Origin of the sequence: Paenibacillus sp. FSL E2-0201 (genome assembly GCF_037963325.1) — a bacterium.
Lineage (GTDB): Bacteria > Bacillota > Bacilli > Paenibacillales > Paenibacillaceae > Paenibacillus_AQ.
On the sequence record NZ_CP150154.1, the window covers coordinates 4,174,335 to 4,188,757 of the forward strand.

General features: G+C 39.0%; 12 protein-coding genes and 1 pseudogene. 2 read left to right on the forward strand and 11 right to left on the reverse strand.

The features are described from left to right. Position 1 precedes the first annotated feature (1 nt). From NSU15_RS19005 to NSU15_RS19040, 8 genes and pseudogenes are all read right to left on the reverse strand, one after another. The gene (locus NSU15_RS19005; RefSeq protein ID WP_231573817.1) at positions 2-973 is read right to left on the reverse strand and encodes a GNAT family N-acetyltransferase; all 972 of its coding nucleotides are present in this window, start codon (positions 971-973) and stop codon (positions 2-4) included. Next, the gene (locus NSU15_RS19010; RefSeq protein ID WP_042129102.1) at positions 974-2,194 is read right to left on the reverse strand and encodes an anhydro-N-acetylmuramic acid kinase; all 1,221 of its coding nucleotides are present in this window, start codon (positions 2,192-2,194) and stop codon (positions 974-976) included. Continuing rightward, on the reverse strand, positions 2,194-3,054 hold the full coding sequence (locus NSU15_RS19015) for a carbohydrate ABC transporter permease (protein ID WP_339287268.1): 861 nt from the start codon (positions 3,052-3,054) through the stop codon (positions 2,194-2,196). Before NSU15_RS19015 ends, NSU15_RS19010 begins: the two co-directional genes overlap by 1 nt. Before the next feature lie 18 nt (positions 3,055-3,072). Beyond that, a complete protein-coding gene (locus NSU15_RS19020; RefSeq protein WP_042189608.1) occupies positions 3,073-3,975 on the reverse strand; it encodes a sugar ABC transporter permease in 903 nt (300 codons plus the stop codon). 104 nt (positions 3,976-4,079) lie between these two features. Next, positions 4,080-5,534, reverse strand: a complete 1,455-nt coding sequence (locus NSU15_RS19025) for an extracellular solute-binding protein (RefSeq protein WP_042129109.1) — start codon at positions 5,532-5,534, stop codon at positions 4,080-4,082. Positions 5,535-5,591: 57 nt separating this feature from the next. Next, complete coding sequence (gene murQ / locus NSU15_RS19030) at positions 5,592-6,497, reverse strand: N-acetylmuramic acid 6-phosphate etherase (protein WP_339287270.1); 906 nt, start codon at positions 6,495-6,497, stop codon at positions 5,592-5,594. Between the two features lie 575 nt (positions 6,498-7,072). Then, a complete protein-coding gene (locus NSU15_RS19035) occupies positions 7,073-7,936 on the reverse strand; it encodes a MurR/RpiR family transcriptional regulator (RefSeq protein WP_042129113.1) in 864 nt (287 codons plus the stop codon). A 249-nt stretch (positions 7,937-8,185) separates the two neighbouring features. After that, a pseudogene (locus NSU15_RS19040) lies at positions 8,186-8,746 on the reverse strand (MMPL family transporter); the annotation flags it as partial. 247 nt (positions 8,747-8,993) lie between these two features. Here NSU15_RS19040 and NSU15_RS19045 point away from each other — a divergent pair. Together NSU15_RS19045 and NSU15_RS19050 are read left to right on the forward strand one after the other, a co-directional pair. Then, positions 8,994-9,695, forward strand: coding sequence for a response regulator transcription factor (locus tag NSU15_RS19045; protein WP_339287272.1), 702 nt, complete (start codon positions 8,994-8,996; stop codon positions 9,693-9,695). Positions 9,696-9,740: 45 nt separating this feature from the next. Then, positions 9,741-11,093, forward strand: coding sequence for a HAMP domain-containing sensor histidine kinase (locus NSU15_RS19050; protein WP_139328619.1), 1,353 nt, complete (start codon positions 9,741-9,743; stop codon positions 11,091-11,093). An 82-nt stretch (positions 11,094-11,175) separates the two neighbouring features. Here NSU15_RS19050 and NSU15_RS19055 read toward each other — a convergent pair whose 3' ends face one another. From NSU15_RS19055 to NSU15_RS19065, 3 genes are read right to left on the reverse strand one after another with little or no spacing between them, the layout of a single operon-like run. Beyond that, entirely contained in the window at positions 11,176-11,529 is a 354-nt protein-coding gene (locus NSU15_RS19055; RefSeq protein WP_076121081.1) for a YxeA family protein, read from the reverse strand. Between the two features lie 5 nt (positions 11,530-11,534). Next, positions 11,535-13,454 (reverse strand): ABC transporter permease, encoded by a 1,920-nt coding sequence (locus NSU15_RS19060; protein ID WP_339287274.1) that lies wholly within the window; start codon positions 13,452-13,454, stop codon positions 11,535-11,537. After that, the gene (locus NSU15_RS19065; protein WP_339287275.1) at positions 13,441-14,208 is read right to left on the reverse strand and encodes an ABC transporter ATP-binding protein; all 768 of its coding nucleotides are present in this window, start codon (positions 14,206-14,208) and stop codon (positions 13,441-13,443) included. Before NSU15_RS19065 ends, NSU15_RS19060 begins: the two co-directional genes overlap by 14 nt. Positions 14,209-14,423 lie beyond the last annotated feature (215 nt).

Genomic DNA, 14,423 nt, shown 5'->3' on the forward strand with positions numbered 1-14,423 from the left:
TTTAAAGTTCCCTCCGCAATATAGAAAATTGTTTTTCAATAGTAAAGCCCGCTTTTTGATAGATTCGAAGAGCCGGATTATTAATTCCAGTGAATAGAGAGATATATTGACAGCCCACATTTTGAAAAGCTTCAACCATTCTGAAAAATAATACACTGCCAAGGCCATGACCCTCATGCTCTGGGTGCACTCCGATACCGCAAAAAAATGCTCTTCCATCAGGCTGCGAAATAATTGGACCTGCAAAGCCCACAACCTCGTTGCCGTACACAGCTACTACAAGTGGTGCGCCAACCTTCACATAAGTAACAATATCCTTCTTCCACTGCGGATTTTGCAGGGCAGCAAGCGTTGCTTCAAGCCCTGTATGTAAATCAGGGACATAGGACGTAATGTAATAGTCCTTGCTATTTGCATTGGTTTCCTTATCTAAAATATCTTCGGGAACTATAAAGCTTCCGAGTTTTAAATACATGCCGCATTGCGTCGCTCGATCTTCGTAGCCTCTAGCCATTAAAGCTTCATATAATGGCTGGTCCTTACTGATGCCCGGGGCATTATTATGCTCATGCTGAGGTGCACTTGGTATACTCCACTTCAGCTTAACAGGGTTGAAAAACAATACATCCGCTTGTCTTTTCCCAAGTTCTTGGAATCTTTTTTCTAAACGCAATAGAAAAGCATCGTAAAGCTCCAGAGAAGCCACATGGGTATCTATAATAACACTCGTAATATAACCGGCCACATCTCCAAGAGGGAGATCGTCACCGCAGCAGCCAGCTGCAAAACCAACAATCCCTTTTTCGTCACAGCCTACCCATATACAGTCAGCGTCAAAATAAGGATGGTCGATGAATGTATCTTGAAACTCTCGCTCTGTAAATGGCTTATAATCATATTTTGTAGCCTCACGATTCCAAAGCTCTACAACTGCAGAGTGATCTTCAATTGAAAAGGTTCTGATTTGCATCATTTAAGCCTCCTGTGAACGTCCAATATAGGGCCAGGAAATTTTGCCCATTACTACTGGCTGTGAAGCTCCAGTTACTAGCGGGATATTGTTTGGTAAGCGCTCCATCGTGTAATACGCTAGCAGAGCAAAAGCAATTGCTTCCTTAGCATCACTATTACCACCAATATCCTCCTGCGTCAGCACCTGCACGTTATGCGGTGCAAATAAGTGCTGTAAATCACGCAAAAGCGTCTTGTTATAGCTTCCACCGCCGCCAATTAACAATTGCTCAGCCTGATGCTGTGGTGCAATATACCGTTCATAGCTATCGACGATGCTCCAGGCAGTTAAAAACGTAGCTGTCGCAACAACATCTTCTGCTTTCCAGTGATTAACATTCATCAATTCAATGATTTGTGCCACGTATTGTTGGCCAAACCGTTCTCTGCCTGTCGATTTTGGTAACGGCATCGTATAATATTTATCCTGCTGCATCCATTTCAATAGCTCATCAATCACTTGACCGCCCGCACCAATTTCGCCATCAACATCTATTGTCATTGGTGCAAATAATTGCGATACAAGGCCATCGATAATCATATTTCCAGGACCCGTATCAAAAGCAAATACCTCATCCGGTGAGGCATTTACAGGCAAAACAGTCACATTGCCTATTCCGCCAATATTTTGCATCAGAAGTGTTTTCTCTGGATTGTTAAACAATAAGTATTCGGTAAATGGTACTAACGGAGCTCCTTGTCCACCCATTGCCATGTCAGCAACTCGAAAGTCTGATATGCAAGGAATTCCTGTTCGATTCGCTATAACTGCACCATCCCCTATCTGAACGGTACAATGCAGATTATAGCCGCCCATAACCTTCTCTTCCGGAGCATGGTATATCGTTTGACCATGCGATCCTACTGCGAATATTTGCGAAGGCGAAAGGCCACATTTCCCTATAACGGATAATGTGGCTTGGGCGTATAATTCGCCAAGCCACATATTCATTGCGCCAACCTTATCAATCGTAGCGCTAGCGGGATCAAAAAGCTCAAATATGGAGTTTCTAACTTGCACCTCAAAAGGTGTGTTTTCAAAAGCCAGTAATTCAATCTCTACTCCACGCTCTTTTTCGGCTGATGGAAAAAGCTTAACTACTGCTGCATCAATACCATCTACTGATGTACCGGACATCAAGCCAACTAAGTATGTTGCATCAACTTTTGATTGTTTGTCCATTAACCTTTCACCGCTCCAACTGTTACCCCTTCAAGGAAGTATTTTTGTAAACTGAAGAACAAAATAAACATTGGCACTGCTGAAATGGTTGCCCCCGCCATCATCGGTGCAAAGTAAGTTGTATTCGCAAAGCGAAAGTTTTTCAAGCCAACCTGAATGGTTTGCATATCCATTGTATTCGTTACTAGGAAAGGCCAGAAAAAGTCATTCCATGCCGCCATGAACGTTAGGATTGCTAGTACTGCCATAATTGTTTTAGATAAAGGCATAATGATATACCAGAAGATTTTAGGCTGGGAACAACCTTCGATTTTAGCAGATTCAATAATTTCAACTGGAATGGAGGACATGAACTGCTTAACCAAGAAGATGTTGTATACCGTTACTATGCTCGGCATAATCAACGCCGTGTACGTATTTTGTAATTCAAAAATATTTACGATCAAAATATATAGTGGAACCTGTGTGACTTGAACAGGAATCATCATAGATCCCAGCAAAATAGCGAACAAAATGTTTTTTCCTTTAAATTTCATTTTTGCAAAAGCATATCCAGCGAGTGTAGCAAAAAATACGTTAGATACCGTAATACACGCTGCCACTATAAAGGAGTTCAATAACCAGTCCCATGTATGTGGGCTGAAGTTAAAGAAGAATTTATAGGAATCAAATGAAATCTTCGATGGTAAGATAGAATAGCTCATTGCACCAGCTTCTACCGGATCACCGAACGAGGAGATGACCATAAAGTATATCGGGAATATGGTAGCTGCGGCAAATAGGATAAGGAACGTAATGTTTGCGCCATTACGTATGAACAGATACCCTTTGCTTCTTAAGCTGTTGTTGTACAAATTCATAGTATTCTGCTCCTTTTCCTAGTATTCTACATCTTTACCTAAAAATTTGAATTGAAGGAATGATATAAATCCGATAATCGCCGCTAGTACTAATGATTGTGCCGCTGCCTCACCAAACTCAAAATATGTGAACGCATTGTTAAAGATTAACAAACCTACCATTGTTGTTGCATGGTCTGGTCCACCGCCTGTCATAAGATAAGCGTTTTGGAATACTTGGAAGGAACCGATAACACCAGTAACAAGTAGGAATAGCGTTGTTGGCTTAAGGAAAGGGACAACGATAAACCAAAGCTTTTGCAGGAAAGACGCGCCATCAATTTCAGCTGCTTCATAATAGCTGTTATCAATAGCGAGTAATGCGGCTATATAAATAATAATTGCTGTACCATGACTTGATAACCATGACATTAACACAAGTGAGAACATTGCAGTTGCACTGGAACCAAGCCAGTTTTGATTTTCAATACCTAAAAAACTCACGAGCTTATTGGCAATACCTGATTTTAACGGATCGAAGATCCACAGCCACACAACAGAAAGCGCTACACCAGATGCTACGGCTGGCAAGTAATATAGTGCTTTAAAGATCGTTTGTGTTTTTTTCTTGAAAGGAATAATCAAAATTGAAATTAAAAATGATAGAAGAATATTAAATGGAACAGTTAATAGCGTATATACTAACGTGTTTTTCAGCGCTTTCCAGAAAAGTTCATCTGAAAACGAGTTAACGAAGTTATCCATGCCGACAAAAGTGGATCCTAATGGACCATATTTTTGTAAGCTGATAATAAAAGCATTGATGACTGGATATGCGGTAAATAAAGAAAACGCAATAAGTGCTACTGCGATAAACGCGTATCCCCAACCTGAGTCACTTTCGAGTTTCAATTTTTTTCTTTTAGTCAACGTTTGATTCATTGGGTTGCACCTCTCTTCTAAAAACAGTACAAGCTCTAGCTAATTTAGAAGGAAAGCTGTACGTTCTAGCTACGCACAGCTTTCACATGTCAGCCTACGACAGACTAGTCAACTACAATACCATCTTTACCGAAAGATTTAATTGCAGCTGCTTTAACTGCATCATACATTTCTTGTGGAGCAATCTCATTTGCAAGTAAGGCTTGTAGTTTAGGAATAATAACTTCTGTTTCAATTTTTAATGCTTCAGCAGCCAGATCAGTAGGAATATCTGTACGAGCCGGAAGCGCTTTTGCCATCATAGCTTTACCTGCAGCAACGTTATCTTCGTTACGAGGGAATTTTTCAAGTACTTCTGCATTACGTGCAGATTCAGTAATTGGTGATAAGAACAGCTCATTACTGTAGTTAGCAGCAATTGAACCAGAAGACAAGAAATTCGTTGCTAGGGCAATATTTTTGATGTGCTCTTCAGATGGAGCTTTTTTACCACGAAGTGCGATATAACCATCAACGATTGAAGTAGGGACATAATCGGCACCGTTGAATGTTGGGACTGGAAGTGAAATATAATCAACTTCAATAGAATCTGCAACAGCTGAACCATCGTTCGCTTTAATCTTCTCATTGTTTAGACGAGCAGAGTTTTCAAATGCAGATAAACCTTTACCTGTGATCATCGTTTGACCTGTTAGGAACATGTTCCACCGTTTACCAGCATCGATAGAGCTTAGCTCTTTAGGCATAGAACCATCGTTGATCATTTCGCGAATAGATGTAAGTAGCCCCAAGAAGTTTTTGCTTGTATACGTATATTTAAGATCTTTATCGAAGTAATCTGGTAAACCTGCAGTTTTAGCAAGAATAGCCAGATAGTCTTTAGATGCTACACCAGATGTTGCGAACACGAAACCATAACGAGTAGTTTCACCTTTATCATTTTTCACTACACCTTTAGAAATTGCATTACGAAACTCTTCATAAGTCCAACCGTTTTGTTGAACGCTTTTCCAATCAATTCCGGCTTCTTCAAGGAATTGTTTGTTACCACCGATAGTGTGGATTTCCATATATGCTGGTAGACCGTATTGAGCGTCACCTAGTTGGAAATATTTCAATGGAACTTCGTCATAATCTGCCTTGGCTTCATCAGAAAGGGCACCGTTAAGGTCGATTAATACATTAAGTGCTGCATATTTCGAAATTCCTGAAGCACCGATAAAAGCAATATCTGGAGGAGAACCTGCATTTACTTGAGTATCAAGTTTTTGCGTCATATCTTCCCAGCTCGCTGGCTCGATTTTCAAAGTCAAGTTAGGATGTAGTGTATTAAATTCTTTTTCCATATCAGCAAAACGTGTTTGATAGTTCGCTGATATCGGAGGTAAAAGTGCTGTAATCGTATCCTTTTTAGGCTCAGAACCACCGTTACTAGTTCCTGTGTTACCGGAATCTGTAGAAGCTGGAGCGTTATTTCCGTTTCCTCCGCAAGCCGATAATAGTGATACCATCATGATTCCTGACAAAAACAGAGTTAATCCACGTGATCTTTTTTTCATCGAAAACAGCCTCCTCAATTATTAATAGCATCCATCCTGTTATTCCACTTTTCACACCTAAACCAATGATGCGATTGCCTGTTTCAAGCGTCCTCCGTTTGTGTTAAGTACTTGTTCTGCTTCTTTTGCATCTAACCCCGATTTAATCATCATAATTGCCAGCTTACAGTTCATAGATGCTTTTTCAAGTGTTTCTGCGGCGGTTGATGTATCTACACCAGTCGTGTTCATGATGATACGAATCGAGCGATCTACGAGCTTAAAATTACTAGCCTTCAGATCAACCATCAAGTTGTTGTACGTTTTTCCTAACTTGACCATTGTGCATGTTGTCAGCATATTAAGCACCAACTTCTGAGCAGTTCCCGCCTTTAATCGAGTCGAACCGCTAATGACCTCAGGTCCTACAACAGGTGTTATACAAACATCTACAATGGGTTCGAACTTTGAGCCTCTGTTGTTACAAACACCGATAGTGGCTACTCCAAGTTCCTTTGCTTTCGCTAAAGCTGCAATAACGTAGTTTGCACTACCGCTTGCCGAAATCCCAATAAGTACATCTTTGTTTGTTACACCAATGCTTTCGATTAATGCGATCCCTTCATCCATATCGTCTTCACAGCCTTCAACCGCAGTACGCAAAGCAATATCACCACCAGCAATATAGCCCTGCACCAAGGAAGGATCTGTACCAAAGGTAGGAGGACATTCGGAAGCATCCAGAACACCTAATCTTCCTGATGAGCCAGCTCCTATGTAAAACATTCTTCCACCATTAGACAACCTATGATGTAGAATATCTACCGCCTTTGCAATCTGCGGAATCTCCTCAGCTATAGCTCTGGGGACCAGTGCATCTTGTTGATTCATTAACTGGATCATTTCTTCCGTAGTACATTCATCAATCATTAATGTGTCTGGATTCACAGCCTCTGTTGTCAATCCCGCAAGGTAGTCATTCATAGCCATCCTCCTTCTTCCTAGCCTTAATCTGTCATGAAATTAACAAAACGCGTTAGATTAACTTACAATTATTATGTTCTTATACTAATACAACACCATCGCTTCGTCAATAGATTTTGAAATATAATTTCATAAAGAAATTATATTCTGATGTTTTATTTCATTCCTTACACACTATGTTATACCACATTTATAAAGCGCTTACAAGATACAATTTAAATTTTTACAAATTGCTTTGATCGCTATGGCTCTAAGGTTAAAGCGATTTAAAAAAAATGTATTATTTGCTGATTATCGCTCCAAACGAAACATAAAGTTACATCATCCGTGTTCAACCGGATGATGTTTCATCTTCAATTCCATTCATTTTCTTCCTCATAATTGTGTGCCAAGCTATTAATTATTGAATTAAACTACTTATTATATTCATTAGATCAACGTATTCATCATGTAGATAATCTGACATGGATTGATAAGTAGTACATTTTAGTACACGAATAAGTGAATGAAATACAAAAAAAAAGAAAGCATTGATCCATGATCAATGCTTTCCTCCACATTCATTCTATCAGAACCTAATTTCTAAGTTTTTTCTTTAATATATTATGCGTTTTTGTTAAGTAGGTTTTTACTTCTTCATATTCTGCACTTGCCACACCAGCAAATAATATGTCGATGATCGTAAGCATCGCAATACGCGAGCCCATAGCCCCACTGCGGATTGTTATTTCAGGTGTGGATATGCTCAGTACAATATCCGCCCGCTCCGCAAGCTCACTTTTATTGTACTTCGTAATCGCAATACATTTCGCTCTATTCTTTTGGGCAATTTCCAGTGCATCAATAATATCACTAGTTGCTCCAGAGTTAGAAATGAAAATGGCAACATCATCTTTCTCAAGTAAAGTTGCTGCCGTGAGCTGACTATGACCATCTGTATAGGCATGACACATCTTATTAATTCGCGAGAACTTCTGTTCCCCATCCATACAAACGAGTCCCGAAGCACCTATTCCAAAGAAAACAATTCGCTTACTATGACATAGTAATTCTACAGCTCTTGTAATTTCTTTTCGATCAATAACACTAAGCGTATCCTCAATGGACTTGCAATTATTCAATGAAATATTTGATATAATTGTCGAGAGATCATCACCTGGCTGAATATCTGTATATTGAGCCTTTGAATCCTCATCACGAGAACCCAAAGATGCCGATATACTCACAATAAAATTGCGGTATCCGCTGTAACCCATCGTCTTACAGAAACGAAGGACAGATGCATCGCTTGTCTTACTCGATTGAGCCAATTCCTTAATCGACAAATGAGGGATCTCTTCCGTATTTTCTAAAATGTAATCTCCGACCAATCGTTCAACTGGTGTAAAACTCTCTCGCATATCACGAATTTTAATTAATACGTTGTCATTTAGACTCATAATCTACCTACTCTAGATTTAATTAACACCTTTAATATTATCATAAACAATATAAACAACCTATTTCAATAACAAAATACGTTTTGGCATATCAAAAGCTAATATTAATTAATCTATTAAAATCATCCTACTCTTAGGTCATCTGGTGACTTTACGTTGATTATAGCGTAATAAAGTTGTAAGGTATAGTCGATAATTATATACTTTCTCAACTACATTCTTTGATGTAGCACCGTTGCTTGAACCATTTAATTTGCTAGCAAGCTGCTTTAATGCAGTCAAGAACACCGGCATGGCCGCTACACTTAGTAATAATAGTGCAATGATTAATACGAATGCTACCTGTATAAGTGTCATTACGCCCGAAGGAATCAACGCGGCGCAGGTGCCTCCTAGAATAAAGGCAGCAGACAATACTACACCAACCATATAACGTGATGCCACTCAATTCTTGATCCAACATCCCTTCAAGCTCGTTATACCGCATCATCAGGAATATGTTGTAATCAACGCCCAGGGCTGCAATCATAATGAAGCTGAAAAATGGAACGATCCAGCTCAAGATTTCACTGATTCCAAGAGAAGTAATTACACTAGCACCAAGGAAGCAATAATGAACAGAGAACTGGATACAGAGCGCGTAATGACTATTAGCACAATTATGATTCCGACCAGCATAATCACGGCTGTACGTACAAAGTCATCCTGTGAAATATTCTGCAAATCAGCATTGGTTGCAGTTGTTCCTGTTAAGTCTGCTTGCACTCCTGGCAAGTCGCTGCCATTTAACGTAAGCTCTACTTGCTTGTCCTTGTTTAGATTCATACTTATCATTTATTTCCAATAAACTCACATGGATAGCAAAATAGGATCTCCCTATCGTCAGAAGTGATATTACTGGAATAACCGGAGAGCGGAATATAATCATTCACCGAATATTGCTTTGCTATGTTCGTCTAAGTAATACCCATCTTCATGCAAGCCTTTCTTTTGCTTTTTTGCGAAAGAATTAAAGTACTTTATAATGTAGATAATGTTGTGTTATGGAGGGAAACAAATGGCAAGTCATAAATGGGTATTAATCATAGACGATGAAGATGATTTAGCGCGTCTGATGAAGGCAGTTTTACATAAAGAAGGTATTCCGGACGTTGTAACCGCCGGGACAGTTGCAGAGGGATGGGACAAGTTTCAGGAGTATAATCCTGAACTGATCTTGCTAGATATTATGCTGCCAGATGGAGAAGGCTATGACTTATGCAGAAAAATTCGGGAAACATCAAATGCTCCGATCTTATTTATGTCTGCAAAGGACGAGGAAATTAACAAGCTTTTAGGGCTGGCGATAGGTGGCGATGATTATATTACTAAACCATTCAGTCCAAAAGAAGTCGCTTATCGGGTAAAGGCACAACTAAGAAGAGCTGGCTTTACAGAGGAAAAAAAGGCTCCGAAGAGCTTGCAGGTTGGCCCCTTTGAGCTTAGTGCCAATGAGACAGAATTAAAAAAGGATGGCGAACTCCTTGTGCTTACCGCCAAAGAAGTCGGTTTAATGAGCTGTTTCATGCATCATCCGAATCAGATCATAAGTAAAGAGACCTTGTTTGAACAGGTATGGGGTGAAGATTTTTTTGGCTCCTATAATACAGTGATGGTACATATTCGGCGCTTACGCGAAAAAATTGAGGTAGACCCTTCAAAGCCTGCCTTTATATTAACGGTTAAAGGGCTAGGTTATAAATTACATACCAAGGGGTGAGACAAGTTGAAATGGAAATTAACACTCCGATTTTTAAGGTCGGTTATGACTATTGTTGTAATCGTTGGTATCGTAAACGCGATTTTGTTCCTTTCCCTCTTCTTTATACAGCTAAAGAATAATAATTTCGGCACTGAAGAAGCGTCTGCAGAAACCTTTAGCCGGACCTTTTCTCAATATGTAGAACTACAATCTGGCAAACCTGTTGTAAACGAAGAAGGCCTCAAAAAACTACAAGAAATGAGCGCCTGGGTACAATTTCTGAATGAACATGGGGAGCAAGTATCAGCATTTAATACCCCTGAAGAGTTGCAAACAGAGTATACCCCGATTGAGATTGTACAAATGTATAAATATAAAGAATTAGATGCAAGCACGACAGTTTTTGTCAGCACAGCTCAAAATTTCAGCTACTTCTTAGGGATTCAAAATCCTAAAATAGGCCGCTACGTATTGACCTATGATTACGCTAAAATTTTCAAGGATGTTAATGTTTTTCTTTCCATTTTTTTAATCGTGGATGTGCTTATTGTAATTATCATTGGATTTCTATTTGGGAAAAAGTTAACTGCACCCCTTCATACCTTAATAGATGGCATTCAACAGCTCAGGGAACGACGGTTTAAGAAAATGCCTGCTCCCAAAGGCGTTTATGAAGATGTTTTTCGTAATATGAATGAACTATCTGAAAAGCTTGATCGGCATGAAGAGGAACGTAAACGCCTAGATCAAATGCGTGAGGAATGGATTAGCAATGTTTCGCATGACATGAAAACACCACTGGCTTCTATTCAAGGTTATGCAGAATTTATAAACGACAGTGCCACAGATTTAACAGCCCAAGAATTACAGGAATACACAGCAATTATCAAGAGTAAATCGATGTATATGAAAGATTTGTTAGATGACCTCAATTTAACGACGCGTTTGCGTAATCACCAGCTATCCCTGCAATTTGAAGAGGTGAATCTCGTTCAGTTTCTACGAGAAATAACAATTGAACTTTTAAATGACCCAACCTTTGGTGAAAGGCAGATCGAATTTGAGGCAGATGAGGTTAAAGCAGTACATAAAGTGGATAAAAAATTACTAAAACGTGCAATCCTTAACTTTATCTACAATGCGCTGGTGCACAACGATGAAAATGTCGTGGTGAAGATTCGAGTGGAGACCATTAATCCGCATACCCAAATTACAATTTCTGATAATGGCCAGGGTATTCCGGCTAAAGATCTGGAACAGGTTTTCGAACGCTACTATCGGGGTACAAACACAACAAGCAAGCATGGGACTGGGTTAGGAATGGCCATCGCAAGAGACATTATTTGGGCTCATGAGGGGAAACTCGATTTGACGAGCGTTGAAAATACCGGAACCACCATTACTATTCTTTTATAATATAATTACCTTACTTACTCATTAGACAGAGAAAAGGGCTGTGCTCCATTTACTTTTTTGGAGACAGCCCTTCTTCAATTTATTAGTTTTTTATTGCTTTTAGCGGAATATCCTCTAATTTCACTTCATCATATGAGGAGACTTGATCGCCTTTTTTTACATACATTTTCAAGTAGGCGCCTTTACGAAGGTTTTTCTGTGCATTAAATTCCAGTGGAATGGTATTACCTTTGGCATTTGTAGCCTCTAGTGTATAAGAATAAGAGGTCATGACTGAACCATCGCTCAGTTTATATTCATGGGGTTCCCCATCCTCTGTGATTTGTAAGTAGTAATTTTCGGCATTGAAGCGATTGAAATCAATCTTCGCTATAGCAAAGACCCCTACAACTCCAATAACAAACAAAATACCAATAGTAATTAGAAATTTTTTCATCTCAATCATCCTTCTGTTCTATTATTTAGTGTAATAATACGATTGTAAGAGGCTACGGTTAAGAAATAATACAACCCGTAAATTACGGTATAAGCAATCATCCAGAGCAACACAGGTTTTGCTAAATCTATCATCAGTAGACTAGAAAATGCTTTTAAAGCCACTACACTATGCAATAACCCTACAATAAGCGGTACAACAAAGATAACGAATACCTGTGACGCAATGGATTTTCGCATTTCTTTTGCACTGACACCCATTTTATGCAGCATATTGTACTGTGATTTATCCTCTTCTGCCTCTGTTAAAACTTTAAAGTAAATGATACTGCCTGTTGCAGCCAGAAATACGAGCCCAAGGAAACTTCCGATAAACAGTAGAGAACCCACACCTTCCAAACTTGTTTGGTAATCTTGTGGACCACTTGAAAATATCGCTTCTTCAGGTAATTGGTTTGCAATTTTTTTAGATAAATCCACAGACGCATCATCTACCCCAAGAACACGATAGTGCAGCACTTCCCCATCATTATGCAACACTTTATACTGGTCCTCCGAGACTACCACGGTTATACCTGCTGTGCCTGCATTCAATACGCTTTGTGTTTTAAAGCTTTGGAATGTGAGAGGATGGCCGTTTCCCGTTGTTATCGTTTTCCCTGTATATATAGGTGAGAACCTTTTGTCATATCCGATATCTAAAATAACCGCGTAGCTGTCCTTTACAGCTAATTTTTCTTTATGTTGTAGACTTGCTAATTGGTTGTATGTTTTTTCATCGATAACTGTATATTCTCTTTTATCAGAGCTATCGAACGTTGATGGCGAGTTTAACTCTTTCGTATGAAATGTAATGGATAGTGCTTCAATATTTTTATCGTATTTTGTATCTGGTAACACAGCACTCACTTGCTTATCCATTTCTGCATCTGTTGATTGATACATAAAGGTATTCGGATTAATTGTTTTCGCCGAGTCATTCGTATTGTAATAAAGGCCATACACCGCTCCACCGGCTGTTACTGTCGTAGCACTTAACACAGCAATCACAGTTAATGTACGTGCATTTCCACGGATACGATAAAGCAATTGTGAAATGGTTATTACATGAAGGCCTTTCCACAGCCACTTTTCATTCTTCTTAATCATTGCTAACACAAAGCCAGTCACACTATGGAACAATAAAAATGTACCCATAATAACCGTAGTTAAAATAATTAATACAGTCATGAGAAATCCGATTTTTTCCCATACCTTAGAAGTGAAAAGGTCCTGCATCGCGAGCCAATAGCCCAAGACAATGAGCAGCACTCCAAGAACAGCTACTATCATAGATGGTTTAGGTGCCGCTTCTCCCTTTTTAGAAGCATGAAATAAATCAATCAGCTTAAATTGATAGATCAAGCGATAGCCCTGAAACGATGTCACTAAGAATATAACTAGAAATACGATAGCCGTGTTCATCGCTGCCGCCGCTGAAAATGTAAAGGGTGCTACAACGTCATAACCCATTAAATGAATCAAAATCGTCATAAATCCTTTAGAACATAGGAACCCAAGTACAATCCCTACTACTAAAGAGATTAATCCTAATAAGAGATTTTCAAAAAAGAGCATAAAACCTATTTGTCGATTACGTACCCCTAGCAACGCATACAGTGCGACTTCTTTTTTACGTTTTTTCATAAAAAACGAATTGGAATAAGCTATAAATATGAATACGAAAAAGATAAGAATGACTGCCGCTCCACTCATTAGTGAACCAAGTTTTTGGGATGAAGCTGTCTGTTCTGCTATCGTATCGCTATATTTTAAGGTCACAAATGTAAAGTAAATGATGATACTAAACACCATCGATGCAATGTATAAGAAATATTGAGAGAAGTTTCGTGCTATATTTTTTCTTGCTAGACTAAATAACGTCATCAACCTCACCCCCAATGGCCGCATGAACATCTAAGATCTCTTGGAAGAAGGCTTTGCGTGTCTGATCACGACGATAGATTTCTGTTGAGAATGAACCATCCTTGATGAAAATAATCCGGCGGCAGAAGCTTGCGGCAAAGGCATCATGGGTCACCATCATAATGGTCGAATTATTATTTTCATTTAAAGAACTTAAGCTTTCCAATAAATCTGTTGCTGATTTGGAGTCAAGGGCACCAGTTGGTTCATCAGCCAATATCAGCGCAGGCTCTGTCACAAGCGCTCTAGCCGCAGCGGTTCTTTGCTTTTGACCACCAGAGATTTGGTACGGATATTTGGTCAGTAAATCTTCAATACCAAATACTTTGGAGATCTGAGTCACGAGGTGATTGATTTTCTTCGCTGGAATTTTAGCAATCGCCAGAGGAAGCAATATGTTCTCCTTTACAGTTAAGGAATCGAGTAAATTGTAATCTTGGAAGATGAAACCGAGATTTTCACGTCGGAAGTCTGACAAAGCTGCTTCCTTCATATCATGAATACTCTTGTTCTTCATATAAATTTTCCCTTCAGTTGGAGAATCAATGGTTGCTAACAAATTTAGCAAGGTTGATTTTCCAGCGCCGGAAGGTCCCATAATCCCTACAAACTCACCTGCTTGAATATCAAAAGACACGTTTTCTAACGCTGTGTAAGCAGCACTTAACTTCCCGTACACTTTTTTTATGTTTTCTACTTTTAATAATGGTTCCATACATTTCACCTCATAATTTGCTGATACTTTTACTATAGGCTGCGAACCTTACAGCAAATTCATGCCAACCTTACAACAAGCTTAAATCTACCAAGAAGAAACGAGTTGTCTTCCTTTAAAGAAGACAATGTTTCTCGAAGAAATATAAGGATAATTTATAACATGGAACATATAAATTCTTATATTTAAAAAAGGGATACCCTGTAGCCATTTAA